Below are 24,306 nucleotides of genomic sequence, written 5' to 3' on the forward strand. Positions count from 1 at the left end.
GCGTCCCGCGTCACCCAGACTTCGCACGCCGCCGAATTCAGGACGGCGGCTCCCGGAAGGAACTCAAGTGAAGCTTCAGCGCATGAACCGGCGGGCCCTTGCTCTCGGTGCTCTCGCCGTCTCCGGCGCCCTGGCCCTCACGGCGTGCGGCTCCGACGACACGGGCACCAGCAGCGGCGGCTCGTCCGCGGCCGCCAAGCCGGGCAGCATCAAGTGCGACGACGCCAAGGGCCAGCTGCTGGCCGATGGCTCGTCCGCGCAGAAGAACGCGATCGACGCCTGGGTCAAGCAGTTCACGGCCGCTTGCCAGGGCACGCAGATCAACTACAAGGGCGGCGGCTCCGGCGCCGGCGTCACCGCGTTCACGCAGGGCCAGGTCGCCTTCGCCGGCTCCGACTCGGCGCTGAAGCCCGACGAGGTCACGGCCTCCAAGAAGGTCTGCGGCGGCGGCCAGGGCATCGACCTGCCGATGGTCGGCGGCCCGATCGCGGTCGGTGTCAACGTCGACGGCATCGACAGCCTCGTCCTGGACGCCTCGACGCTGGCGAAGATCTTCAACAACGAGATCACCAACTGGAACGACCCGGCGATCAAGAAGCTGAACCCCGACGCGAAGCTTCCGGACCTCAAGATCCAGGCGTTCCACCGCTCGGACGACTCCGGCACCACGGACAACTTCACCAAGTACCTGATCAACACCGCCAAGAAGGACTGGCCCTACGACGGCGGCAAGACCTGGCAGGCCAAGGGCGGCCAGTCCGCCTCCGGCTCCTCCGGTGTCGCCCAGCAGGTGAAGCAGACCAACGGCGCCATCGGCTACTTCGAGCTGTCGTACGCCAAGGACGGCCTGAAGACCGTGGACCTCGACACGGGTGCCGCCCAGCCGGTCAAGGCCACCGTCGAGAACGCCACCAAGGCCATCTCCGAGGCCAAGGTCGTCGGCACGGGCAAGGACCTCGCGTTGGAGCTGAACTACGGCACCAAGGCCGAGGGCGCCTACCCGATGGTCCTCGTCACCTACGAGATCGTCTGCGACAAGGGCAACAAGGCCGAGACGCTGCCCGCCACCAAGGCGTTCCTGCGCTACATCGCCTCCGAGGAAGGCCAGAAGATCCTCGCCGAGGCCGACTACGCGCCGATCCCCGCCGACATCATCTCCCAGGTCCGCACCACCGTCGAAGGCCTGAGCTGACCCGCGTGCGGCCCGGTCCCCTCACCGGGACCGGGCCGCACCGTCCGGTGCACCGCCGCCAGTGGCCGTACCGCCGGTACGGCTCCGCAGAGCCCCCGCACCCCGCGTACGGCTCCGCAGACCGGAGAACCTGATGGACACATCCGCACAGATAACAGACGCACCTCCCCCCGCTCCGCAACCGGCCCCCGACAAGCGCGCGGCGCGCGGGGCCACCCGGCCCGGAGACCGGATCTTCCTCGGTCTCTCCCGCGGCTCGGGCATCCTGCTGCTGGTGATCATGGCCGCGATCGCGGTCTTCCTCACCTACCGCGCCTCCCTCGCGATCAGCAAGGACCAGGGCAACTTCCTCACCACGTTCGAATGGGACACCAACCTCGTCCCGCCGAACTTCGGCATCGCCGTCCTGGCCTTCGGCACGGTGGTCTCCTCGATCATCGCCATGGTCATCGCGGTCCCGATCGCCGTCGCCATCGCGCTGTTCCTCACGCACTACGCCCCGCGCAAGCTGAGGGGCCCGATCGCCTACGTGATCGACCTGCTCGCCGCCGTGCCGTCGATCGTCTACGGCCTCTGGGGCGCGCTGGTCCTCGTGCCGAACATGACCGGCCTCTTCAGCTGGCTGAACGACTACCTCGGCTGGACCGGCCTCTTCTCCTGGGAGGGCGGCGCCCCCCGCTCGATGCTGACCGTCGGCATCCTGCTCGCGATCATGATCCTGCCGATCATCACCAACGTGAGCCGCGAGGTCTTCCGCCAGGTCCCGCAGATGCACGAGGAGGCGGCCCTGGCGCTCGGCGCCACCCGCTGGGAAGTGATCCGCATGGCGGTCCTGCCCTTCGGCCGCTCCGGCGTCATCTCCGCCTCGATGCTCGGCCTCGGCCGCGCCCTCGGCGAGACCATGGCCGTCGCCACCGTGCTCTCCCCGACCTTCCTGATCGAGACCAGCCTGCTCGACCCGGGCGGCGGCACGTTCGCGCAGAACATCGCCAGCAAGTTCGGTGAGGCCACCGAGTTCGGCCGGGACGCGCTGATCGCCTCCGGTCTGGTCCTGTTCGTCATCACCCTGGTGGTCAACGGCGCGGCCCGCGCGATCATCGCCCGCCGCAAGGAGTACTCGGGGGCCAACGCATGAGCACCGCAACCATCGCCCCCAAGGGCCCCAGCACCCTGCGCGGCGCCCGCCTGCCCAAGTGGGCCCCGTACGGCATCGCCGCCGGCTCCGTCGCCGTCGCGATCGGCATCGGCCTCGCCGGCGGCCTGCACAGCCGGGTCCAGTGGGGCCTGATCGCCGCGCTCCTCTACCTCGTCGGCACGTACGGCATCGCCACGGCCGTCGAGGGCAAGCGCCAGGCCAAGGACCGCATCGCGACCTCCTTCGTCTGGGTCGCCTTCCTGCTCGCCGTCGTACCGCTGGCCTCGCTGGTCTGGTCGACCGTCGCGCGCGGTGTGAAGGTCCTCGACATCTACTTCCTGACCCACTCCATGGGCGTCGTCGCCGACACCGAGCCCGGCGGCGGTATCTACCACGCCATCCTCGGCACCCTGGAGCAGGTCGGTCTCGCCACGGTGATCGCCGCGCCGATCGGCGTGCTCACCGCGGTCTACCTCGTGGAGTACGGCCGGGGGAACCTCTCCAAGGCCATCACGTTCTTCGTCGACGTCATGACCGGCATCCCGTCGATCGTCGCGGGTCTGTTCATCCTCAGCCTCATGCTGATGTTCGACATGCAGCCCTTCGGCTTCGCCGGCTCGCTGGCCCTGGCCATCCTGATGATGCCGGTCGTCGTCCGCTCCACGGAGGAGATGCTCAAGCTCGTCCCGAACGAGCTGCGCGAGGCCTCCCTGGCGCTGGGCATCCCGAAGTGGCGCACCATCCTGAAGGTGGTCCTGCCGACCTCCATCGGCGGCATCACCACGGGCATCATGCTGTCGATCGCCCGCATCACCGGCGAGACCGCCCCGGTCCTGCTGCTGGTGTGGGGCAACGCGTTCATCAACGCCAACCCCTTCGAGGGTGCGCAGGCCTCGCTGCCGCTGTACATCTATCAGCAGTACGCGAACAGCGCGGGCTCCGGCGCGGCCTACGACCGTGCCTGGGCGGCGTCGCTCACCCTCATCGCCTTCGTGATGCTCCTGAACCTGGTGGCCCGCGGGATCGCCCGCTGGAAGGCCCCGAAGACCGGTCGCTGACGCGGCCATACAGCGACTGTCTGAGTCTGGAAGTGACGTACTAATGGCCAAGCGAATCGACGTAAGCGGACTCACCGCCTACTACGGCTCCCACAAGGCGATCGAGGACATCTCGATGACCGTCGAGCCGCGCTCGGTGACGGCGTTCATCGGCCCGTCCGGCTGCGGCAAGTCGACGTTCCTGCGCACGCTGAACCGCATGCACGAGGTGACGTCCGGCGGCCGGGTCGAGGGCAAGGTTCTGCTGGACGACGAGGACCTCTACGGCTCGGGCATCGACCCGGTGTCCGTGCGCCGCGAGGTCGGCATGGTGTTCCAGCGGCCGAACCCGTTCCCCACGATGTCGATCTTCGACAACGTGGCGGCGGGGCTGCGCCTGAACGGCAGCTACAAGAAGAGCGAGCTCGCCGACATCGTCGAGCGGTCCCTCAAGGGCGCCAACCTCTGGAACGAGGTCAAGGACCGCCTGAACAAGCCCGGCTCGGGCCTCTCCGGCGGCCAGCAGCAGCGCCTGTGCATCGCGCGGGCCATCGCGGTCGAGCCGAACGTCCTGCTCATGGACGAGCCCTGCTCGGCGCTCGACCCGATCTCCACCCTCGCCATCGAGGACCTGATCGGCGAGCTGAAGGAGCGCTTCACGATCGTCATCGTGACGCACAACATGCAGCAGGCGGCGCGCGTCTCCGACCGCACGGCGTTCTTCAACCTCGCGGCGGTCGGCCAGCCCGGCAAGCTCATCGAGATCGACGAGACGGAGCGCATCTTCTCCAACCCGTCGGTCCAGGCCACGGAGGACTACATCTCCGGCCGCTTCGGCTGATCCGGCCCCGCCGAGACTCCTCGCGGTGCTGCATGGCGGTGCCACCGCGAGGCCGAAAAAGGGCCCGCCCCTACTCCCAGGGGCGGGCCTTTTCGCGTACTCGCTCAGCTGTCTACAGGAACGCCAGACTCACGATCCCGTACGACGCCGCGGCGACCAGCGCGGCCGCCGGCATCGTGATGAACCAGCCGAGAATGATGTTCTTGGCGACGCCCCACCGCACGGCGTTCACCCGCTTCGTCGCACCCACGCCCATGATCGCCGACGTGATGACATGCGTCGTGGAGATCGGCGCCTTGAAGAGGAACGCGGTGGTGAACATGATCGAAGCGCCCGTGGTCTCCGCCGCGAAGCCCTGCGGCGGGTCCAGCTCGATGATCTTCCGCCCCAGCGTCCGCATGATCCGCCAGCCACCGGCGTACGTGCCCAGCGACAGCATCACCGCACAGGCGATCTTCACCCACACCGGAATGGGATCGCCGTAGTCCTCGACATCCGCGATGACGAGCGCCATCACCACGATGCCCATCGTCTTCTGCGCGTCCTGCAGACCGTGACCCAGCGCCATACCGGCCGCCGAGACGGTCTGGGCTATGCGGAAACCCCTCTTGGCCTTGTGCGGGTTGGCCTTGCGGAAGATCCACATGATCGCGGTCATCACCAGATAGCCGGCCAGCAGACCGACCACGGGGGAGATGAACATCGGGATGACGACCTTCTCCAGCACCCCGCTCCAGTAGACCGTCGTCCCGCCGGCCAGCGCCGCGCCCACCATGCCGCCGAACAGCGCGTGCGAGGAGGAGGAGGGCAGCCCGAAGTACCAGGTGATGAGGTTCCAGACGATCGCGCCCACCAGCGCGGCGAAGAGGATCCCCATCCCCTTCGACCCGACGGGCGTCTGGATCAGCCCCTCGCTGACGGTCTTGGCGACCCCGGAGCCCATGAACGCGCCGGCGAGGTTCATCACCGCGGCCATGGCCAGCGCGGCCCGCGGCGTCAGCGCCCGCGTCGACACGGACGTGGCGATCGCGTTCGCCGAGTCGTGGAAGCCGTTGGTGTACGTGAAGAAGAGCGCGACCGCGATGGTCACGACCAGAGCGAAGGTGTCCATGTAGGGCTCAGGACTCCTTGACCGCGATGGTCTCCACCGTGTTGGCCACGTGCTCGAACGCGTCGGCCGCCTCTTCCAGCACGTCCACGATCTGCTTGAGCTTGAGGACCTCCATGGCGTCGTACTTGCCGTTGAAGAGGTGCGCGAGCAGCTTGCGGTGGATCTGGTCGGCCTGGTTCTCGAGCCGGTTGACCTCGATCCAGTACTCGGTGAGGTTCTCCATCGTCCGCAGATGCGGCATGGCTTCGGCCGTCAGTTCGGCAGCGCGCGCCAGTACCTCGATCTGCTGGTCGACGCCCTTGGGCAGTTCCTCGACGTTGTAGAGGACGACCAGGTCGACGGCCTCCTCCATGAAGTCCATGATGTCGTCGAGGGACGAGGCGAGGGAGTAGATGTCCTCGCGGTCGAACGGCGTGATGAACGAGGAGTTCAGCTGGTGGAAGATCGCGTGCGTGGCATCGTCACCTGCGTGTTCCGCTGCCCGCATACGCTCTGCGATCTCGGCCCGGGCGGATGCGTCCGCCCCGAGCAGTTCCATCAGGAGCTTGGAGCCCGTGACGATGTTGTCCGCGGAAGCGGCGAACATGTCGTAGAAGCTCGTCTCCCTGGGGGTCAGACGAAAGCGCACGTGGGGTCCTCGGGGTGCTTCGGTTTCGGTCAGGCCGATGCTAGGCGCATCATCCGGCCACGGCTATCGGGCCGCCCCCCAGTGTCGCCCATCGTGCACAGTGGTGAGCACGGGGGCGGCCCGAGGGGCCATATACCCGGCAAAGTTCGGTACCATATACCCACCAGGGGTATATGTCGGCCCGCTGCTCACCAGGAGGACCCGATGACGGACGTGACCGACGCCACCGATGTCGGAAATGTCACCGACGCCGGTGTTCACGGGTACCACAAGCAGAAGGACGAGCACCTCAAGCGCCTGCGCCGCATCGAGGGCCAGATCCGCGGACTGCAGCGCATGGTCGACGAGGACGTCTACTGCATCGACATACTCACGCAGGTCTCCGCCTCCACCAAGGCCCTGCAGTCCTTCGCCCTGCAGCTGCTGGAGGAGCACCTGCGCCACTGCGTCGCGGACGCGGCCCTCAAGGGCGGCGACGAGATCGACGCGAAGGTCAAGGAGGCGACCCAGGCGATCGCCCGCATGCTGCGGACCTGAGCCGGCTCCCTCCTGTCATCTCCTGGAGGCTGAGGCGTCCCGCTCCTCGGCCACTTTCAGCACCTCGTCGATGCTCTCCAGGCTGAGCCGCTCCTCGTGCGCCGCCGAGGCCGCGATGATCAGCTCTCCGCACAGCTCGATCTCGGCGAGGGCCACGTAGTCCCTGACTGCCGTACCGCCGACCGGAGCCACGTGCATCACCTCGTCTCTGCCGTTACCGACTTCCTAGAGTAGGGAGCGGCCTACACACCGCGCATGGCACGGACGGGCTAGTTCACGCCGGTCAGTTCGCGGCGATCTTGCCCGCGTAGATGTCGTCGCCGTCCGGCAACCGTACGCGCACCGAAGCCCCGAAATCGTAGAGCAGCGTGGTCGAGGCGACGGCGACAGGACTCCTCTGCTGCCCGTTCACGAAGCTGAACCGATGCCGGATCTTGCGGATGCGGCCCTCGTCGTCGAGGTAGGCGTCGAACGGCACCTCGGCCGTGGCGAACCCTTTCGCCGCCGCGGCCAGGGCCTCCTTGTTGCCGCCGGAGGCCCGCTTCGCGGCGTCTGCGAGATCGGCCGTCCCCCGGTAGTGCCGCACCCCGGTCCCCGCGACCTCGGTCCTGCCCACGTACCTCGCCGTCCGCGTCCCGCGCAGCACCTCGGCCGCCGCGAACGGATCGGTGGCCCCGCCGGTGACGAGGTTCCCGTCGGACAGGGTCCGGGTGTCCACCCGCACCCACTTGTCCGGCGGCACACCGGCGCCCCGGTTCTTCATGAACAACGCCCCGGGCGCGAGCAGTTCGGTGATGGGCCGATGCTCCATGGCGCCCGCGGGATCCTGCGGCAGCAGCACCTTCAGCCGCCCCATCCGCTCCCGGTAGTCGTAGACCCCGGCGCCCCGGATGGTCACCCGGGTACCGCCGGCCGCCATCTCCATCGACGTACGGGCCTTCGAACTCCCCGCCTCCACCAGCCGGTCGGCGGCCCGGTGCAGCACGACGACCGCGTCCCCGCCGCGGGAGTCACCGGCGGCCGCGTCGCCGCCCGCACACCCGCCGGCCCCCAGCCCCACCCCGGCCACGATCACGGCCGCGACGACCGCCGCACCCGTCCGCCTGTGCCACCGATCCCGCTGCCGCCCAGTCATCGCCTGCCTACCCCCAGCCGGTACGTCCGTCACGGGCCCCCTCGTCGTTCCGGATAACGACGGGTATGTGCCCCCCGTCACGCGAGCCCGCGCCGCCGCCATGCCAACCCTTTACCTGGGGTGGGTAACGTGGTCCCCGTGGCGCAGCAGGACGGGCCGGAACACCTCACGAGCACAACGGAGAAGGGCCGCTTCTGCATGGCCCACTGCACCTGCGGCTGGCGAGGACCGGCCAGAAGAGCGAGAAGCCAGGCGCGCACGGACGCGGAGAAGCACGCGGCGGGCTGACAAGGCCGAACACCATGGAACCCCCACCCCCACGGCCCCGTCTCCCACGACGGAACCACCGGGAGGCCCCATGGAACGGCGTACATTCCTCGCAGCCGGCACGGCAGGCATGGCCGCAGCCGCAACCCCTTTCACCACCGCCTGCACGAAGTCGGACGCGGGCGCCGGGGCCAGAGCCACCGCCAGGACCGCGGCCACCAGCACGAAGTCGAACATCACCGCGGCCAACTGGTCCGCCCTCGCCCGCGACCTCGACGGCCCCCTCGTCCGGCCGGGCGACACCGCCTGGACCACGGCCCGGCAGCTCTACAACACCCGCTTCGACACGCTCAAGCCCGCCGCGGTCGCGTACGTGGACCACCCGGACGACATCCGCACGGCCCTGGCCTACGCCCGCGCCCACTCCTTGCGCGTGGCGATCCGCAACGGCGGCCACTCCTACGCGGGCTGGTCCTCCGGCGACGGCCGTCTGATCGTCGACGTCTCGAAACTCAACCGCGTCCGGGCCTCCGGCAGCACCGCGGTGGTCGGCGCCGGCGCCAAACTCATCGACGTCTACCGCGCCCTGGCCGCGAAGGGCGTCACGATCCCCGCCGGTTCCTGCCCCACGGTCGGCGTCTCCGGCCTCACCCTCGGCGGCGGACACGGCGTGGTCTCCCGCGCGTACGGCCTGACCTGCGACAGCCTCACCCAGGCCACGCTGATCACCGCGGACGGCAAGCAGCTCACCGCCAACGCCCGCGAGAACAAGGACCTCTTCTGGGCCCTGCGCGGAGCCGGCAACGGCAACTTCGGCGTCGTGACGGAACTGCACTTCAAGACCCACCCGGCACCACAGGGCGTCTCGGCGTATCTGTCCTGGCCCTCGACGAAGGCCGCCGCGGTGGTGAAGGCGTGGCAGGAGTGGGGCCCGTCACAGCCGGACGAGATCTGGTCGTCCCTCCATCTGGCGAGCGCCGCCGGCGGCAGGCCGACCGTCTCCGTCGCGGCCTTCTCCCTCGGCACCTACGGCGAGCTCAAGAACGCGGTCGACCGCCTCGCCGACCGCGTCGGCGCCCCGGCGAGCAGCGTCTCCCTGAAGCGGCGCTCCTACGAGGAGTCGATGGAGGTGTACGCCGGATGCTCCTCGTTCCCGACGGACGCCCAGTGCCATCTGCCCGGCTCGACCCCGGGCCGTTCCCCGAAGGGCGCCCTGGGCCGCGAGACGTACGCCGCGGCGTCGGACTTCTTCGACCGCTCCCTCTCCGCGGCCGGCATCCGCACGCTGCTGTCCCAGATCGGCTCGGTACGCGGCGGCACGGGCAGCATCGCCCTCACCGCGCTGGGCGGAGCGGTCAACCGCGTCTCCCCCACCTCCACGGCCTTCGTCCACCGCCGCTCCCGCATGCTGGCCCAGTACATCGCCGCCTGGCGCCCCGGCACGACGGGCACCACGGCCCGCGACTGGCTGGCCTCGGCCCACAAAGCCATGCGCCCCCACGCCTCAGGCGCGGCCTACCAGAACTACACGGACCCGACCCTGACGAACTGGCGCAAGGCGTACTACGGAGACGCGGCCGACCGCCTGGCCAAACTCAAGAACCAGTACGACCCCAACCGCTTCTTCACGTATCCCCAGGCGCTGTAGGACTGAGCTGCGGGCATGCCTGCCGCCCCGCTGCGGGCATGCGTGCCGCTAAGGGCGGCACGGGTGGGCGCAGCGGCACCCCGCCACGCCGGGCTGCGAAACCCCCCGCCCCCAGCACCAACACCCAGCACCACTACGCGGCAAGGTCCCGCTCAGAAGCCTGCTCCCGCCGAGCCCCGGGAATCACAGCACCCTCCCCGTCACCGGCCCCACGCCCACGAGCCCGCACAATCCACCCCACCCGAGGCGACCGCTCCACGGCCCGAACGACCGGCGTCAACAGCGCCATGGCCACCGGCGACAACAGCAACGCCACAGCCGTCCCCAGCGCGAACCCGCCCACGACGTCCGTCGGATAGTGCACACCCATGTAGACCCGGATGAACCCCCCGAACACCGCCAGCACCAACGCGACGAGCCCGAACTTCCGGTGGGCGACGAACAGCCCCACCGCCATCGCCATCACGATCGTCGCGTGGTCGCTCACGAACGAGTAGTCGGTCTTGCCCGAGACCAGCACCTCGAGCCCCTGATGGTCGAGGAACGGCCGCGGCCGCTCGACGAACCCCCGTATCGGGACGTTCACCAGCACGGCGATCCCCGCCGCCAGCGGCGCCCAGATCAGCGCCGCGACGGAGGACGCCGCGTCCTCGTCCCCCCGGCGCCGCACGGTCCACCAGCACCAGACCACGAGCAGGACGATGGCGAGCAGCAGCCCGTATTCGCCCACGTACTCCATGACCCGGTCGAACCACCCTGGCGCGTCCTTGGCCAGGCCATTGATGTCGTAGAGCAGGTCGACGTCAGGGTTCGACCCGGATTCGGCGAGTCCAGCCATGGCGCTGCGGCCCCTTCGTCGTCTCTCCCGGCGCACCTGTGCGTACGCCGCTCCTGCCACCCCCGTGGTTGTAGATCCGCTTCCGCACTGACGTCCGCTCGGCTACGTCATCAGGAACGCACGGTCCCCGTTGATACGTTCCACACTCCACCGAATGATCACGCAGACGTTATCGAAGAGAGATACGTCTTCGCAGCTCAGGGGGTGGGTTCACGCTCGGCTCACACCGTCGTGGGCAGTGCTTTCGCGCCATCTTCGGTGACTCGGGTGGCTCCGAAGTAGTCGGGGGTGTCGATCGGGTCGAACCGGATCACAGCACCTGTACGCGGCGCGTCGATCATGTACCCGCCTCCGACATAAATACCGACATGCCGGATGGCCCGTGAATTGGTGGGGTCGTCCGAGAAGAACACGAGGTCGCCGGGGAGCAGTTCGTCCCGCGAGGGATGCGGACCGGCGTTGTACTGGTCGTTGGCGACGCGCGGGAGCTTGATGCCCACGGTCTCGTAGGCGGCCTGGGTCAGTCCCGAGCAGTCGAAGCGTCCGCCCTGCTCAGCGGTACCGGTGCCGCCCCACAGATAGGGCGTGCCGAGCTTCTTCTGCGCGTACTCGATGGCGCCGGCGGCCTGCTCGGAGGGATCGACCCGCCCGACGGGCGCCGCGAAGCTCTCCGAGAGCGTCGTGATCCTCTTCACGTAGTTCCGGGTCTCGCTGTACGGCGGCACGCCCCCGTACTTGATCACCGCGTACGCCCCCGCGTTGTAGGCGGCCAGCATGTTTTCGGTCTGATTCCCGCCAACCTTCTTCACGTACGACGCGAGTTCGCAGTCGTACGAGGCGGCGGAGGGAATCGCGTCCTCGGGGTCCCAGACGTCCCGGTCCCCGTCCTTGTCCCCGTCGATGCCGTGCGAGGCCCAGGTACCGGGGATGAACTGCGCTATCCCCTGCGCGGCGGCGTGGCTCTGCGCCCTCGGGTTGAACCCGCTCTCCTGGTAGAGCTGGGCGGCGAGCAGGGCCGGGCTGATGGCGGGGCAGAGGTTGCCCCACTTCGCCACGAGGCCCGAGTACGCGGCGGGCACCGCCCCCTTGGCCAGCGCCTTCGCCCCGCCGCCCACGCCGTTGGCCAGGTTCCCGGCGACGATGTAGACCCCGACGACCAGCAGCATCACGAAGGCCAGGGCGGAGCTGATCGCAACACTCGCCACGATCCATGCCTTACGCACCGTCAACCGCCCCTCACCGCACGCGAGTCCGTCGCCTGGTCAGTGTAGAGGGGGCTGCCGCGCTCAGGAATGATCACGAAGAGGAGAGTCGGGGGCGGAAAGAAGAACCGGCCACGGCACGGGCGGCACGGCGGAAGCACGCCTGGGGAAATCGGCGCACGGGGTCGTCACAGGAGCGGGTGCCGCACCCTTCTTACGCCGGTTCCCCCACGGTCAGCGGGAACAGCGTGCCCGTCAGCTCCTCCGACACCCGCCACAGCCGCCGTGCCGTCAACGGGTCGCTGGCTGCACGGGAGCGGCCCACCAGGGTCGGGGCGCCGCGCATCTCGCCCAGGCCGTCGGGGCCGACGTAGCTCGCGCCGGGCAGATCCTGGGTGGCGGCGTAGAGAGTGGGGAGTGCGCCCGCCCGGTCGTCCTGCGCGAAGAACCTGTTGCCGAGGCGCATGAAGGCGCGCGCCGCCGGGTTGGCCGCGTGGCTCTGGAGGTTGGTGGCCGCGTAGCCGGGGTGGGCGGCCAGCGCGCGGACGGTGGAGCCCGATTCCGCCAGCCGGCGCTGGAGTTCCAGGGTGAACAGGAGGTTCGCCAGCTTGGACTGGGCGTAGGCGCGCTGCGGGGTGTAGTTCGCCGTCAGGTCCAGGTCGTCGAAGACGATCCGCGCGCCGCCCCAGCGGTGGGCGCCCGAGGAGACCGTGACGACGCGGTCGGTGATGTGCGGGAGCAGCAGGTTCGTCAGGGCGAAGTGACCGAGATGGTTCGTGCCGAACTGCATCTCGAAGCCGTCCTTGGTGAGCTGCCTGGGGAGCATCATCACGCCGGCGTTGTTGATCAGCGCGTGCAATGGCTGCCGCCAGGCCTCGGCGAACTCCCGCACGGAGGAGAGGTCCGCCAGATCGAGCCGCCGCACCTCGGTGCTGCCCCGCACGGTCGCCGCAGCGGCCCGCCCCCGCTCCGGATCCCGTACGGCGAGGACGACGTGCGCCCCCGCCCGGGCCAGCGCGTCGGTCGCGGTGAGCCCGATGCCGCTGTTGGCGCCGGTGACGACGACGGTCCGGCCGGTGAGGTCGGGCAGGCGGCGGGCGTTCCCTGTCTCGTTGCTCTTCGTCTTCTGGTCAGCCATACCCTCGAATGTAGGCGCCGCCAACAATGCTGTCAACGACAACAATGCTGGCGGTATCAACATCGGGCTACGATGGTGCGCATGCCCGAGAGCCGCCCCTACCACCACGGAGACCTGCGCTCCACCCTGCTCGCCGGCGCCGAGCGCACCCTGCGGGAGAAGGGGGCAGGCGCGCTCTCGCTGCGCGAACTGGCCCGCGAGGCCGGTGTCAGCCATGCCGCACCGGGCCGTCACTTCAAGGACAAGCAGGCCCTGCTCAACGCCCTCGCGCTCGCCGGGTACGACCGGCTGGGCCAGGCCCTGGACGGCGCCGACGACGCCGCCCTCCCGCTGGAGCCGCGACTCACCGCCCTCGCCCGGGCCTATCTCGCCTTCGCGATCGACAACGCCGAGCTGCTGGAGCTCATGTACGCCCGCAAGCACGAGCCCGACGCCTCGGAACAGATGGCCGCGGCCGTCGACCGGACGGTGGGCTCCCTGGAGCGGGTCATCGCCGACGCCCAGCAGCGCGGCGAGATCATCGCCGGCGACCCGCAGCACCTCACCCTGCTGACCGGCGCCACCCTCCAGGGCATCGCCTCCTTCGCGGCGGGCGGCATGCTCGCCCCCGAAGCGGCCCTGGACGGCATCGAGGAACTCGTCCACCTCCTCCTGCACGGCCTCAAGCCCCGCTGACCCCGGGCCCCTTGATCAAGCCGCGCCCATCCCCCGGCCATCGACCGCGGCTGACCCCTCCGATCCCGTGACAGAACGTCACCGGGGAACGGGCCGCGGCATCCCAGCCGCGGCCCGTTCCCCGCGTTCGGTAGCCTTCACCCGGAGAACACGGGCACGACCACTCACCCGACCGACCGTCAAAAACGGTCCGTAAAGGTGACATGGGACGTAAAAAGGCACAACGACGGAACCTCACGACAGGTTTCACTCAGGCCTCATTGCCCGTCGTGACCTGCCGTGATACACAGAGTGACCATACGATCCTTCGCGCACCGTTCGTCGCCTCCCCTAGGGGCCGGCGCGGAACGGTGGCAAGGTATTCGTACGAAACCCGCCAATCAATGACGCCAAGTCGACATCCGGCGGCGTCATTGTCGGCGAGAATGAGGCCTGACCTCTGCACGACCGCAGAGGGTACGGAACTACCCAACAGGGGCGGTGACTTACATGCTCTTTGCGGCCGACAAGGGAGACATCAACACGATCATCGGCGGGATCGCTCCGGACTGGGGCCCCTTCGGCAGCCTGGGCAACGAGGCCAAGGTGATGATCGAGGTCGTGATGGCGGTCGCCATCCTGCTCTGCCTCGGCATCGCCATCTGGGGCGCGGCCAAGCAGCGCATCGGTGCCACTGCCCTCCGGGACACCTTCAGCGCGGAACAGGGCAAAGGCCTCATCATCGCCGGCCTCACCGGAGTCTTCATCATCGGCTCCCTCGGCACGCTGTTCACCATCGTGTACGGCATGGCCGTGTAGCCCGGGCACCATCCGCCCGGCCGGGCGCGCCCGGCTCCTCTCCATCCCACCCGCCCGTCGTGCCCACCGGCTGAGGTTGCGTTTCCCTGATGTCGAGTCACCACACCGCGCCCGCGCGGGAACCAGCACGGCTACCGTCGTACGAGGAGTATGAGAAGTACGACCGGTACCAAGTGTTTCCGCACGACGTCGAGGGGGCGTACGCGGCATGAGTCTCGGTGACGAGCACGAGGCCTCCGGCGGCTACGGCGGCACGGGCCAGACCCGCACCCGCCTGCCCGACACCGACCCCGACGCCTACGGCACCCCCCGCCGCACCCCCCGCTCCTCCTCCCGCAGCCTGGTGACGGTGGTCGGCGTGGTGGTCCTCCTGATCGCGGCCATCGCCTTCGCGAACCGGGGGGGCGGTGATACCGACAAGACCGACTCGTCGGGCAGCAAGCCGGACACGGCGTCGACGGCGCCCTCGGGCCAACGCCCCGTCCAGTCCAAGTCGGGCGGCATCCCGTCGGGCTTCGCACAGAGCCAGGAGGGGGTGGAGAGCGCGGCGGCCAACTACGCCGTGGCGCTGGTCTCGGCCGACATCCTCAAGCCCGCGAGGCGCACCGAGATCGTCCGCCAGGTGTTCGACGCCGGCCGGGTCTCCCAGCTGGAGAAGAACCTCGACCGGGTGTACGACAAGGCGTTCCTCGACAAGGTCGGCCTGGACGAGAACGGCGAGGCCCCTCAGGGCAGCACGTATGTCTCCCGCACCACGCCGGTCGGCACCAGAACCACCGAATACTCGGGCAGCGCCGCCACCGTCGAGGTCTGGTGCACAGGCGTGTTCGGGATGACGGGGGAGAGCTCGCAGAACCCGGTCACCAACGACTGGTTCACCATGACCCTGCAGTTGCGCTGGACCGACGGCGACTGGAAGGTCGACAGCTTCTCCCAGAAGGAAGGCCCCGCGCCGGTCAACGGCGACAACAAGGTGTCGTCGTCGGACGACATCTCGAAGGCCGTCGAGGAGTTCGGAGGGTTGACGTATGCCCGGTAGCCCGCGCCGCGCGGTGAAGGTCGCTGCAATCCTCACCGCAGTTCAGACCAGCGCCGTCCTGTTCGCCACCCGGGCGGTCGCCGCCCCCACACCGACACCGTCGCCCAGCAATGACGACTGCGCCCTGCTCTCCGGCAAGGCCCTGGAGGTCTGCCAAGGCGACACCGGCAGCGGCGAAGGCAGCGGCACCTCCCGCCTGAACCCCACCTCCACCCTCGACCCCCTCTCCTCCCTCGCCAAGGGCTGCGCCGAAGCCGCCTCCTGGACCGTCGACAAGCTCAGCGTCGCCGTGAAGGAGACGGCCAACGTCGACTTCACCAACCCCAAGTTCCTCCAGCAGTACGCCGTCGTCTTCGCCGCCTCGACGGTCCTCACGCTCCTGCTGTGGCTCATGGCCGTGGCCAAGCGAGCCGTCCGCGGCGTCCCCCTCAGCACCGCCATCGGCGAAGCCATCGGCTTCCTCTGGCTGACCGTGCTGGCCTCCGCCTTCACCCCCCTGATCCTCTACACCGTCGTCTCGGCCACGGACGGCATCACCGAGGTCCTCGCGAAGGCCACCGGCGACCAGACCGACGCCTTCTTCGGCACGTTCTCCGAGGCCCTCAAGAAGGGCGAGGACATCGGCGGCGGCCCCATCATGCTGATCGTCGTCTCCCTGGTCAGCATCCTCGCCGCCGGCGTCCTCTGGCTGGAGCTCGTCATCAGGGCGGCGCTCCTCTACGTCGGCGCCCTCCTCGGCACCGTCGTCTACGCCGGCCTCGTCGACAAGAACCTCTGGGGCCACGTCCGCCGCTGGGCGGGCATCATGATCGCGGTGATCCTGATCAAGCCCGTCATCGTCATCGTGCTCGGCCTCGCCGGCGCGCTCTCCGCCGACGACGGCCCCGACGCCTTCTCCGCGGTCGTCTCCGGCCTCGCCATCATCCTGCTCGCCATCTTCGCCAGCGCGATGATCTACCGCTTCGTCCCCGGCTTCGGCGACGAGATCGCCGGCTCCCGCAACAACCGCCTCATGCAGGGCGCCGAAGGCAAGGCAGCAGCCGTGATCAGCTCCCCCGCGACCCTCGTCGCGCAGGGCATCAAGACCCACAGTTCCCGCGCGGACAACCAGGGAGGCGGCGGCCAGTCCTCCGCCCCCCGCCCCTCGAACCCCGCCTCCGGCGGAGTCGCCGCACACAGCTCGCGCCCCTCGAACGGCGGTGGCGGATCCGTCCCCTCCGCCGCACCCGCACCCCGTTCGAGCAGCCCCGTCAACACTCCCCACGCCAGCAACACCCGCAACAGCAGCAGCAACCGCACGGGAGGTGAAGGGCGTTGACGACCGAGTCCCACGTGTCCCATCCGGTCACGCCCCGCCGTACATATCTGATCGGCCGCGCCCGGCCGAACGCGATCATCGGCCGCAACCGCGAGACCGGCGAGATCGCCCTGATCGTCGTGGGCGCGTTCCTCGGCATGATGTGCGGACTCCTCGTCCCCGTGCTGTCCCTGCGCATCGTGCTGCTGGCCGGGTTCCCGATGCTGGCGCTGGCCGCGGTGTACGTGCCGTTCAAGCACCGCACGTTCTACAAGTGGTTCGAGATCAACCGCAGCTACAAGCGGACCCTCAAGCGGGGCACCACCTACCGCTCGACGGCCGTCGAGGCCGGCACCCGGCTGGACGGCAAGGAGGTCGAGGTCGGACCGCCCCCGGGCATCGGCCGCGTCACCTGGCTGGCCGCCCCCTTCGGGCCCGACGAGATCGCCGTACTGCTGCACGCCGACCGCAAGACCGTCACCGCCGCCATCGAGATCGAGGGCCCCGGCGTCGGCCTGCGCGATTCCGAGGACCAGGAGGCCCTGGTCGACCGCTTCGGCACCCTGCTCAAGCACGTGGCCAACGGCGACGGCTTCGTCACCCGCCTGCAGATGCTCGCCCGCACCCTCCCCGCCGACCCGGACGCGCACAACAAGGACGTCTCCCTCCGCGGCGACGAGAAGTCACCGCCGTGGCTGCAGCAGTCGTACGACCAGCTCCAGTCGATGGTGTCGACCAGCAGTGAGCAGCACCGCGCCTACCTCGTCGCCTGCATGCACTACACGCGCGAGCTCGCCGCCGAGGCCAACGCCATGGCCCGCGCGGCCCGCTCCCACGGCGGCAAGGTCGACCGGGACGGCGGGCTCGCCGTCGTCATGGCCCGCGAGCTGACCGACATCTGCTCGCGTCTGCAGGAGGCCGACATCCGCGTACGGCAGCCGCTCGGTCAGGGGCGGCTGTCCTCGCTGGTCCACTCCATGTACGACCCGGACCACCCGATCGACCACATCCAGGCGATGTCGAAGCGCAATGCCTGGCCGGCCGAGCTGGACGCCATGGAGCCCACGTTCCTCCAGGCCAAGACCCGGGAATCCAGCACCCGCGCCCCCTGGTGCCACGCCACCGCCTGGGTGAAGGAGTGGCCGATGACCCCCGTCGGCGTCAACTTCCTGGCCCCGCTCCTCGTCCACACCCCGGACGTCATCCGCACGGTCGCCGTCACGATGGACCTCGAACCCACCGAGATCGCCATCGAGCGCATGCTCACCGAGAAGACCAACGACGAGGCCGAGGCGTCCCGCGCCGCCAAGATGAACCGCACCGTCGACCCGCGCGACGTCGCCGCGAACTCCCGGCTCGACCAGCGCGGCGAGGACCTCGCCAGCGGCGCGGCCGGCGTCAACCTCGTCGGCTACATCACGGTCTCATCCCGCTCCCCCGACGCCCTCGCCCGCGACAAGCGGACGATAAGGGCCTCGGCCGGAAAGTCGTACCTGAAGCTGGAATGGTGCGACCGCGAGCACCACCGCGCCTTCGTGAACACCCTTCCCTTCGCCACCGGCATTCGGAGGTAGGACCTGATGCGGGACCCGCTGTCCGTCCTCACCGACGCCTTCACGTCCTTCCTCTTCGGGAAGGTCGAGACGACCAGGCTCCCGGTGCGCACGTCCACGGGCCAGGCCCAGGCGGTCTACCTGCCGACGGCGGCCCCGGGCCTCGGCGACTCCGGCGTCATCATCGGCCGCGAGGTGTACTCCGGAAAGGGCTACATCTACGACCCCTTCCAGCTCTACGGCCAGCAGCTCCCCGCCCCCCACTGGCTGGTCCTCGGCGAGTCCGGCAACGGCAAGTCGGCGCTGGAGAAGACGTACGTCCTGCGCCAGCTCCGCTTCCGCGACCGCCAGGTCGTCGTCCTGGACGCCCAGGGCGAGGACGGGGTGGGCGAGTGGAACCTCATCGCCCAGGAGCTGGGCATAACCCCCATCCGCCTGGACCCCATGGCCGCCCTGGACATGGGGATCCGCCTCAACCCGCTCGACCCGGCGATCACGACGACGGGCCAGCTCGCGCTGCTCCGCACGATCATCGAGGTCGCGATGGGCCACGGCCTGGACGAGCGCTCCGGCTTCGCCCTGAAGGTCGCGCACGCCTACGTCAACGAGACCATCGTCGACCGCCAGCCGGTCCTCACCGACATCGTCGAGCAGCTCCGCCACCCCGAGCCGGAGTCCGCGGAGGCGATGAACGTCGCCATAGACGACGTACGGGCCTGGGGCCTGGACGTCGCGCTGGTCCTGGACCGTCTCGTCGACGGTGACCTCCGAGGCATGTTCGACGGCCCGACGACGGTCGGCATCGACCTCGACGCGCCCCTCATCGTCTTCGACCTGTCCCACATCGACCGCAACTCCATCGCCATGCCCATCCTCATGGCGATCGTCGGCGTGTGGCTGGAGCACACCTGGATCCGCCCCGACCGGAAGAAGCGCATCTTCCTCGTCGAGGAGGCCTGGCACATCATCAACAGCCCCTTCGTGGCGCAGCTGTTCCAGCGCCTGCTGAAGTTCGGCCGACGCCTCGGCCTGTCCTTCGTCGCGGTCGTCCACCACCTGTCGGACGTCGTCGACGGCGCGGCGGCCAGAGAGGCGGCGGCCATCCTGAAGATGGCGTCGACAAGGACGATCTACGCCCAGAAAGCGGACGAGGCGCGGGCTACGGGCAGAGTGCTGGGCCTGCCCCGCTGGGCGGTCGAGATCATCCCGACCCTGACCCCCGGCATCGCCGTCTGGGACGTCAACGGCAACGTCCAGGTCGTCAAACACCTGGTCACGGAGACCGAACGCCCGCTGGTCTTCACCGACCGCGCGATGACCGAGTCCTCCGCCGACCTCGCGGACGACGACGCCCTGCGCGCCGCCGAACTGGAGGCGGAGGAACGGGCCGCGGCCTTCGTGGAACACCACCTGGGCGACTCCGAATCGACGGTGGCGTAGAGCCAGGGGGAGCACGCGTGAGACCGGACGACCGCCGCACCCAGCGGGACGGCCAGGGAGGCATCCCCGACGGCCTGCTGATCGGCATACTCGCGTTCCTCCTCGGCATGACCCTGCTGGTGTGGACGGCCACCGGCCTCGCCGCCCTGTTCTCCCACGGCTCCTGGCCGTCCGGCGTCACCTTCACCCGCACCCCCCTCGCCATGCGCGGCCTCATCGCCCAGCCCCACGACATCCCCGGCGCCTGGCCGGACACACCCCCCGGCGAACTCTCGGGCTACGGCCTGTTCTGGGGCCTGTTCATCGGCCAGCTGATGATCCTGGTCGTCCTGACGGTCTTCGTGATGGGCACACTGGCCCGCTGGAAGGCGGTCCGGGCAAGACGCCGGGAGAAAAGGGCAACGGGCCCGTACGAGGCACACCCACCGACGCAGCACGAGCCCCGGGCGGCGGTGGCGCAGGAGCACACCTTCCCGGCGGCACAGCACGAGGTCCCCGCGCGGGCGCAGCACGACTTTCGAGGATCGGCACAGTACGACCCCCACGGAACGCCGCAGCACGAGACCCCGGCGCGGGCACAGCACGACCTCCGAGGAACGGCACAGCACGAGACCCCGGCAGCGACGCACGAGCCCGCCTCCCCGGCGGCCCAGCACAAACTCCAGGCAGCGGCGCAGCATACTGCCCCGGCTGCGGCCCACCAGGAGATTCCGGCAACGGCACACGAGCACACGTCCCAGGCGCCGCAGCACACGTCCCAGGCGCCGCAGCACACACCCCCGGCGCCGCAGCACGACCTCCCCACCCCCCGCCGCTCGCCCTCCGACCCCACGAGCCCTCTGGATCCGACGGCAACCACCGCCCCACTCCCGGCAACCACCGCCCCACTCCCGGCAAGCGCCCCCGCGACCCCGGCGTCTCTGTTCGCCCAGGAACGGGTGGGCGGGTGGGAAAAAATCCTCGTAGCCCCAAGGGAATCCCGCCAGACCACGGCCACCCAGGCGATCCGCGACGCGGAAGGCCCCGCCCTCATCGTCACATCGAACCCCGCCCTCTGGCAGAGCACCAAGGACGCCCGAGCCAAACTGGGCCCCACCCACCTCTACGACCCCACCCACCTCTGCGACACCCCGTCCCGCCTCCACTGGTCCCCCACAGCCGGCTGCGAGGACAAGGCAACGGCAACCCGACGAGCCACCGCCCTCCTCACCCCCGTCCGCCCCACCTCCAAACTCGACCAAGCCCTCAGCGACACAGCCGAGACACTCCTGCGGAGCTACCTGCACGCCGCGGCCATCGACGGCCGCACCATCCGCCACGTCCACCGCTGGTCCCAGGGCACCCAGATCCAGGACGCCGTACGCATCCTCCGTACGAACCCCAAGGCAGCCCCAGGCGCCGCCGGCGAACTCGAGGGCACCCTCACCGCCCACCCCGAACGCCGGGACATGGCCCAGCAGTTGACCACCCGCGCCCTCGCGGCCCTCTCCACGGTCAACATCCGCGAAGCCTGCACTCCCAACCGAAGTGATGCCCTCGCCTTGGATTCCTTCGTCCACGAAGGGGGCACGCTTTATGTGGTGGGGGAATCCATCGAGGACCCCAGGACACAGCCGGGCGCGATGCCCCTCCTGACGGCCCTCGTCTCCAGCGTGGTCGAGCGCGGCCGGCACATGGCCGAACGGTCATCGGCCGGTCGCCTCGACCCACCAATGACGCTCGTCCTGGACGACGTCGCAGCCGTGGCTCCGCTTCCCCAGCTGCCGGAGCTGCTGGCCACCGGAGCGGACCGGGGCATGCCGACCCTGGCCCTGCTCCGGTCCCGCGAACAGGCCCGCGCCCGCTGGCCGCACGATGAACTCCCCGTCTGACCCCCGTCACTCGCGCTCGAGCACGAACTCCAACTCCCGCTCCCCGGCGTCCCCCAGCGGTACGGTCACCCCACTCGGCACGAACCCCGCCCGGCGATAGAACCGCTGCGCCCGCCCGTTCTCCTCGTGCACGATGAGCCGCACCCGCTCAAGACCCTGCGCCCACGACCACTCCAGGGCCGCGTCGAACAGCACCTCGGTCAGCCCGCTCCCGCGCTCCTCGGGCCGTACGAACACAGCGACGACATGCCCCTGCTTGCGCTCCACCTCGAACCCGGCCCAGTCCGTCGTCCCCGGCTCCTCCACGAGCACGGTCAGCGTCCCCACCCACCGCCCGTCCGGCCCCTCGGCGATGATCTGCTGCACCGCGTCCGCCCCTTCGGAGGCCCCCGCCGTCCGCTCCTGCCAGAAGGAGTCCGGCCTGGCCACGGCCTCCTCGTACGTCTCCAGAAAAGCGAGGTGCGCCACCGGGTCCCGCAGCGCCGCGAGCCGCAGCTCCTTCGCCGCGGGCCACTCGTCAGCACGGACGGACCGGATCACATAGCTCATGCAGGCCACGGTAGTACCCGGGTACGACACGCCTCACCCCGATTACCCCCGCCGGTCCGACGCCCGCCGCCCCCGCACGCACGAGCATCGAAGCATGCTGACGGCACACGAACCGACCAAACGCCACGGCGACCGGACGGTCGTCACGGACCTGTCCTTCACCGTCCGCCCCGGCACCGTCACCGGCTTCCTCGGCCTCATCATGATCGTCCCGGAGATCCTGGCCATGCTCCTGTGGACGGCGGCGACCCTGGCGGTAGCGGCGACGGCCCTACGCCACCGAGACGTCTGACACGCGGTACCGAGAGCCATCACGATGGACCCCGTGACGGAAGACAGGGCGCCGGAGCCCCTCACCGACTACGCCCACCGCGTCACCCGCAAGGTGCGCGCCTTCGACCGACGCCACCCGCTGGTGTGGGACCTGCACTTCACCGGTTTCTGGGTGACGGCGGCTCTGATCGACTACACAGGCGGTGGCTGGCGCCACAGCGCCCACGACCTGGACGTCCCCGGCTGGCTCCTGTTCACCCTGAGCCTCGGCCTCTCGGCACCCCTGCTCCGACGCCGCACCCACCCCTGGACCGCCCTGGCCGCGATGGCCCCCTTCGCCCTCGTCAACGCCTGGACCGGCGCCGCCCTCCAGGCAGCCCTGCTCCAACTGGTCGTGATCTACCACCTCGCCCTGCGCCGCCCGCTGCACCACCTCGGGTGGGCCACGGCCCTGGTGCTCATGCCAGGCCTCGTCTCGGTCGCCCGCCACGGCGAGGGCACCTGGGACCAGCAGATCGGCTCCCAGCTGATGTCCATCACCGTGGCCGCCCTCATCGGCATCACGGATCGCACCCGCCGTAACTACACGGAGGCCCTCGAGGACCGGGCCCGCCGTCTGGAGACCGAACGCGACCAGCAGGCCCAACTCGCCACCGCCGCCGAACGCGCCCGCATCGCCCGCGAGATGCACGACATCATCGGCCACAACCTCTCCGTCATCACCGGCCTCGCCGACGGCGGCAGATACGCCGCCGCCAAGTCCCCCGAGCGTGCCGCCCAGGCCCTGGACGCCATCGCCACCACCAGCCGCCAGGCCCTGACCGAACTCCGCCGCCTCCTCGACGTCCTACGGGAGGAGGAGAAGCACCAGGCAGAACTGACACCCCAACCGGGCCTCACCGACCTCGACCAACTCCTCGACGGCGTCCGCTCCGCTGGCCTCCCCGTCCGCACCACCACCCACGGCACCCCCACACTCCCCCCGGGCCGCCAGCTCACCGTCTACCGCGTCATCCAGGAAGCCCTGACCAACACCCTCAAGCACGCCGGCCCCGGCGCCACCGCGGAGATAGACCTGTCGTACGGGGAGAAGGCCGCCGTCACCGTCGCCATCACGGACACAGGCAACGGCCGCGGAACGGACGACGATCCTCCCCGAGACGGTCGTGGACTACCCGGAATGCGCGAGCGAACCGCCTTGTACGACGGCACACTTGAGGCCGGCCCTCGCCCTCACCCTGAGCAGGGGTGGCGCGTCCGTCTCCATCTCCCGGAGGAATCCCCGCAGTGACCACGGTCCTCATCGCCGACGACCAGCCCCTCCAGCGCTTCGGCTCCCGCATGCTCCTGGAGAGCCAGGACGACATGACGGTCGTCGGCGAGGCAGCGAACGGCAGCGAAGCGGTCCGCATGACGGCGGAGCTCCACCCCGACGTCGTCCTCATGGACATCCGCATGCCCGGCCTGGACGGCATCGAGGCGACCCGCCGCATCGCCGCCGCCGGCGACCGCACCCGCGTCCTGATCGTCACCACCTTCGACCTGGACGAATACGCCTACGCCGGCCTCCGCGCGGGCGCCTCCGGTTTCCTGGTCAAGGACGCCCAGCCCGAGGAACTCCTCTCCGGCATCCGCGCGGTGGCCACCGGCGACGCGGTCGTAGCCCCCAGCCTGACCCGCCGCCTCCTGAACGCCTACGTCCACCACCTGCCGACCGACCCCTCGGCCAAGGACCAGACACAGGAGGACCCTCGCCTCGCGTCTCTCACCGACCGGGAACGGGAGATCCTCACGGTCATCGGCCAGGGCTGGACGAACACGGAGATAGCCACTCGCCTCCACCTGGCCGAGTCGACGGTGAAAACCCACGTGGGCCGCATCCTCGCGAAGACGGGCTCCCGAGACCGTATCCAGGCGGTCATCCTGGCGTACGACACGAAGCTGGTAGAGCCGTCATAAACGCAGAAAACCCCGTGCCAAATGGCACGGGGTTTTCTTTCAATGATTGTTCGGCGGCGTCCTACTCTCCCACAGGGTCCCCCCTGCAGTACCATCGGCGCTGAAAGGCTTAGCTTCCGGGTTCGGAATGTAACCGGGCGTTT

General features: G+C 69.6%; 23 protein-coding genes, 1 rRNA gene and 1 pseudogene. 16 read left to right on the forward strand and 9 right to left on the reverse strand.

The window, feature by feature from the left end; translation table 11 throughout:
- Positions 1 to 67: 67 nt before the first annotated feature.
- From pstS to pstB, 4 genes are all read left to right on the forward strand, one after another.
- Positions 68 to 1,192, forward strand: a complete 1,125-nt coding sequence (gene pstS, locus ACZ6I3_RS10980; protein ID WP_469413645.1) for a phosphate ABC transporter substrate-binding protein PstS — start codon at positions 68 to 70, stop codon at positions 1,190 to 1,192.
- A gap of 133 nt (positions 1,193 to 1,325) precedes the next feature.
- Positions 1,326 to 2,327: a phosphate ABC transporter permease subunit PstC gene (gene pstC, locus ACZ6I3_RS10985; RefSeq protein WP_469413646.1), complete on the forward strand. Its 1,002-nt coding sequence runs from the start codon at positions 1,326 to 1,328 to the stop codon at positions 2,325 to 2,327.
- Positions 2,324 to 3,385, forward strand: coding sequence for a phosphate ABC transporter permease PstA (gene pstA / locus ACZ6I3_RS10990; protein ID WP_469413648.1), 1,062 nt, complete (start codon positions 2,324 to 2,326; stop codon positions 3,383 to 3,385). Before pstC ends, pstA begins: the two co-directional genes overlap by 4 nt.
- 43 nt (positions 3,386 to 3,428) lie before the next feature.
- Complete coding sequence (gene pstB / locus ACZ6I3_RS10995; protein WP_469413650.1) at positions 3,429 to 4,205, forward strand: phosphate ABC transporter ATP-binding protein PstB; 777 nt, start codon at positions 3,429 to 3,431, stop codon at positions 4,203 to 4,205.
- Positions 4,206 to 4,317: 112 nt separating this feature from the next.
- Here the strand turns inward: pstB and ACZ6I3_RS11000 are convergent, their stop codons facing one another.
- On the reverse strand, positions 4,318 to 5,316 hold the full coding sequence (locus ACZ6I3_RS11000; protein ID WP_193479609.1) for an inorganic phosphate transporter: 999 nt from the start codon (positions 5,314 to 5,316) through the stop codon (positions 4,318 to 4,320).
- A 7-nt stretch (positions 5,317 to 5,323) separates the two neighbouring features.
- Positions 5,324 to 5,944: a DUF47 domain-containing protein gene (locus ACZ6I3_RS11005; protein WP_059418711.1), complete on the reverse strand. Its 621-nt coding sequence runs from the start codon at positions 5,942 to 5,944 to the stop codon at positions 5,324 to 5,326.
- 204 nt (positions 5,945 to 6,148) lie between these two features.
- On the opposite strand from ACZ6I3_RS11005, the gene ACZ6I3_RS11010 reads away from it, so the two are divergent.
- Positions 6,149 to 6,481 carry a metal-sensitive transcriptional regulator gene (locus ACZ6I3_RS11010; protein WP_221300384.1) on the forward strand — a complete coding sequence of 111 codons (333 nt, stop codon included), beginning with the start codon at positions 6,149 to 6,151 and terminating at the stop codon, positions 6,479 to 6,481.
- A 15-nt stretch (positions 6,482 to 6,496) separates the two neighbouring features.
- Here ACZ6I3_RS11010 and ACZ6I3_RS11015 read toward each other — a convergent pair whose 3' ends face one another.
- Together ACZ6I3_RS11015 and ACZ6I3_RS11020 are read right to left on the reverse strand one after the other, a co-directional pair.
- Positions 6,497 to 6,679 (reverse strand): hypothetical protein, encoded by a 183-nt coding sequence (locus ACZ6I3_RS11015; protein WP_469413654.1) that lies wholly within the window; start codon positions 6,677 to 6,679, stop codon positions 6,497 to 6,499.
- Between the two features lie 85 nt (positions 6,680 to 6,764).
- Positions 6,765 to 7,616, reverse strand: coding sequence for an SCO4651 family lipoprotein (locus ACZ6I3_RS11020; RefSeq protein WP_469413656.1), 852 nt, complete (start codon positions 7,614 to 7,616; stop codon positions 6,765 to 6,767).
- Between the two features lie 358 nt (positions 7,617 to 7,974).
- Here ACZ6I3_RS11020 and ACZ6I3_RS11025 point away from each other — a divergent pair, with 358 nt between their 5' ends.
- Complete coding sequence (locus tag ACZ6I3_RS11025) at positions 7,975 to 9,531, forward strand: FAD-binding oxidoreductase (protein ID WP_469413658.1); 1,557 nt, start codon at positions 7,975 to 7,977, stop codon at positions 9,529 to 9,531.
- 133 nt (positions 9,532 to 9,664) lie between these two features.
- On the opposite strand, the gene ACZ6I3_RS11030 is transcribed toward ACZ6I3_RS11025, so the two are convergent.
- The 3 genes from ACZ6I3_RS11030 to ACZ6I3_RS11040 all read right to left on the reverse strand — a co-directional run bounded on the left by ACZ6I3_RS11030 (position 9,665) and on the right by ACZ6I3_RS11040 (position 12,709).
- Positions 9,665 to 10,369 carry a phosphatase PAP2 family protein gene (locus ACZ6I3_RS11030; RefSeq protein WP_469413659.1) on the reverse strand — a complete coding sequence of 235 codons (705 nt, stop codon included), beginning with the start codon at positions 10,367 to 10,369 and terminating at the stop codon, positions 9,665 to 9,667.
- A gap of 221 nt (positions 10,370 to 10,590) precedes the next feature.
- Complete coding sequence (locus ACZ6I3_RS11035; protein ID WP_469413660.1) at positions 10,591 to 11,598, reverse strand: bifunctional lytic transglycosylase/C40 family peptidase; 1,008 nt, start codon at positions 11,596 to 11,598, stop codon at positions 10,591 to 10,593.
- 187 nt (positions 11,599 to 11,785) lie between these two features.
- Positions 11,786 to 12,709, reverse strand: coding sequence for an oxidoreductase (locus tag ACZ6I3_RS11040; protein WP_469413662.1), 924 nt, complete (start codon positions 12,707 to 12,709; stop codon positions 11,786 to 11,788).
- Between the two features lie 72 nt (positions 12,710 to 12,781).
- Between ACZ6I3_RS11040 and ACZ6I3_RS11045 the strand changes: the two genes are divergently transcribed.
- The 7 genes from ACZ6I3_RS11045 (at position 12,782) to ACZ6I3_RS11075 (ending at position 21,382) form a co-directional block, all read left to right on the forward strand.
- On the forward strand, positions 12,782 to 13,384 hold the full coding sequence (locus ACZ6I3_RS11045; RefSeq protein ID WP_469413664.1) for a TetR/AcrR family transcriptional regulator: 603 nt from the start codon (positions 12,782 to 12,784) through the stop codon (positions 13,382 to 13,384).
- A 489-nt stretch (positions 13,385 to 13,873) separates the two neighbouring features.
- Positions 13,874 to 14,182: a hypothetical protein gene (locus tag ACZ6I3_RS11050; protein WP_003991275.1), complete on the forward strand. Its 309-nt coding sequence runs from the start codon at positions 13,874 to 13,876 to the stop codon at positions 14,180 to 14,182.
- A gap of 208 nt (positions 14,183 to 14,390) precedes the next feature.
- The gene (locus ACZ6I3_RS11055; RefSeq protein ID WP_469413665.1) at positions 14,391 to 15,221 is read left to right on the forward strand and encodes a DUF8175 domain-containg protein; all 831 of its coding nucleotides are present in this window, start codon (positions 14,391 to 14,393) and stop codon (positions 15,219 to 15,221) included.
- On the forward strand, positions 15,211 to 16,539 hold the full coding sequence (locus tag ACZ6I3_RS11060; RefSeq protein ID WP_469413666.1) for a hypothetical protein: 1,329 nt from the start codon (positions 15,211 to 15,213) through the stop codon (positions 16,537 to 16,539). Before ACZ6I3_RS11055 ends, ACZ6I3_RS11060 begins: the two co-directional genes overlap by 11 nt.
- Positions 16,536 to 18,092: an SCO6880 family protein gene (locus ACZ6I3_RS11065; protein ID WP_469413667.1), complete on the forward strand. Its 1,557-nt coding sequence runs from the start codon at positions 16,536 to 16,538 to the stop codon at positions 18,090 to 18,092. Before ACZ6I3_RS11060 ends, ACZ6I3_RS11065 begins: the two co-directional genes overlap by 4 nt.
- Positions 18,093 to 18,098: 6 nt before the next feature.
- Positions 18,099 to 19,511, forward strand: a complete 1,413-nt coding sequence (locus tag ACZ6I3_RS11070; protein WP_382494720.1) for an ATP-binding protein — start codon at positions 18,099 to 18,101, stop codon at positions 19,509 to 19,511.
- A 17-nt stretch (positions 19,512 to 19,528) separates the two neighbouring features.
- Positions 19,529 to 21,382 (forward strand): type IV secretory system conjugative DNA transfer family protein, encoded by a 1,854-nt coding sequence (locus ACZ6I3_RS11075; RefSeq protein ID WP_469413669.1) that lies wholly within the window; start codon positions 19,529 to 19,531, stop codon positions 21,380 to 21,382.
- 6 nt (positions 21,383 to 21,388) lie between these two features.
- On the opposite strand, the gene ACZ6I3_RS11080 is transcribed toward ACZ6I3_RS11075, so the two are convergent.
- Complete coding sequence (locus ACZ6I3_RS11080) at positions 21,389 to 21,931, reverse strand: GNAT family N-acetyltransferase (RefSeq protein ID WP_469413671.1); 543 nt, start codon at positions 21,929 to 21,931, stop codon at positions 21,389 to 21,391.
- A gap of 94 nt (positions 21,932 to 22,025) precedes the next feature.
- Between ACZ6I3_RS11080 and ACZ6I3_RS11085 the strand changes: the two are divergent.
- From ACZ6I3_RS11085 to ACZ6I3_RS11095, 3 genes and pseudogenes are all read left to right on the forward strand, one after another.
- Positions 22,026 to 22,127, forward strand: a pseudogene (locus tag ACZ6I3_RS11085) (ABC transporter ATP-binding protein); the annotation flags it as partial.
- Positions 22,128 to 22,247: 120 nt separating this feature from the next.
- Entirely contained in the window at positions 22,248 to 23,495 is a 1,248-nt protein-coding gene (locus tag ACZ6I3_RS11090) for a sensor histidine kinase (RefSeq protein ID WP_469413672.1), read from the forward strand.
- Complete coding sequence (locus tag ACZ6I3_RS11095) at positions 23,492 to 24,163, forward strand: response regulator (protein WP_469413674.1); 672 nt, start codon at positions 23,492 to 23,494, stop codon at positions 24,161 to 24,163. Before ACZ6I3_RS11090 ends, ACZ6I3_RS11095 begins: the two co-directional genes overlap by 4 nt.
- Positions 24,164 to 24,211: 48 nt before the next feature.
- Here the strand turns inward: ACZ6I3_RS11095 and rrf are convergent.
- Positions 24,212 to 24,306, reverse strand: a 5S ribosomal RNA gene (gene rrf, locus ACZ6I3_RS11100); the annotation flags it as partial.

Source organism: Streptomyces sp. NPDC041940, from assembly GCF_055589465.1.

Bases quoted from the DNA above. Each gene is read 5' to 3' on its own strand.
- ACZ6I3_RS11040 (WP_469413662.1), bottom strand. From the start codon at position 12,709: ATGGCTGACCAGAAGACGAAGAGCAACGAGACAGGGAACGCCCGCCGC.
- ACZ6I3_RS11025 (WP_469413658.1), top strand. From the start codon at position 7,975: ATGGAACGGCGTACATTCCTCGCAGCCGGCACGGCAGGCATGGCCGCA.
- ACZ6I3_RS11060 (WP_469413666.1), top strand. From the start codon at position 15,211: ATGCCCGGTAGCCCGCGCCGCGCGGTGAAGGTCGCTGCAATCCTCACC.
- ACZ6I3_RS11010 (WP_221300384.1), top strand. From the start codon at position 6,149: ATGACGGACGTGACCGACGCCACCGATGTCGGAAATGTCACCGACGCC.
- ACZ6I3_RS11020 (WP_469413656.1), bottom strand. From the start codon at position 7,616: ATGACTGGGCGGCAGCGGGATCGGTGGCACAGGCGGACGGGTGCGGCG.
- ACZ6I3_RS11080 (WP_469413671.1), bottom strand. From the start codon at position 21,931: ATGAGCTATGTGATCCGGTCCGTCCGTGCTGACGAGTGGCCCGCGGCG.
- ACZ6I3_RS11090 (WP_469413672.1), top strand. From the start codon at position 22,248: ATGGACCCCGTGACGGAAGACAGGGCGCCGGAGCCCCTCACCGACTAC.
- ACZ6I3_RS11015 (WP_469413654.1), bottom strand. From the start codon at position 6,679: ATGCACGTGGCTCCGGTCGGCGGTACGGCAGTCAGGGACTACGTGGCC.
- ACZ6I3_RS11045 (WP_469413664.1), top strand. From the start codon at position 12,782: ATGGTGCGCATGCCCGAGAGCCGCCCCTACCACCACGGAGACCTGCGC.
- pstC (WP_469413646.1), top strand. From the start codon at position 1,326: ATGGACACATCCGCACAGATAACAGACGCACCTCCCCCCGCTCCGCAA.
- ACZ6I3_RS11070 (WP_382494720.1), top strand. From the start codon at position 18,099: ATGCGGGACCCGCTGTCCGTCCTCACCGACGCCTTCACGTCCTTCCTC.
- ACZ6I3_RS11030 (WP_469413659.1), bottom strand. From the start codon at position 10,369: ATGGCTGGACTCGCCGAATCCGGGTCGAACCCTGACGTCGACCTGCTC.
- pstA (WP_469413648.1), top strand. From the start codon at position 2,324: ATGAGCACCGCAACCATCGCCCCCAAGGGCCCCAGCACCCTGCGCGGC.
- ACZ6I3_RS11050 (WP_003991275.1), top strand. From the start codon at position 13,874: ATGCTCTTTGCGGCCGACAAGGGAGACATCAACACGATCATCGGCGGG.
- ACZ6I3_RS11055 (WP_469413665.1), top strand. From the start codon at position 14,391: ATGAGTCTCGGTGACGAGCACGAGGCCTCCGGCGGCTACGGCGGCACG.
- ACZ6I3_RS11000 (WP_193479609.1), bottom strand. From the start codon at position 5,316: ATGGACACCTTCGCTCTGGTCGTGACCATCGCGGTCGCGCTCTTCTTC.
- pstB (WP_469413650.1), top strand. From the start codon at position 3,429: ATGGCCAAGCGAATCGACGTAAGCGGACTCACCGCCTACTACGGCTCC.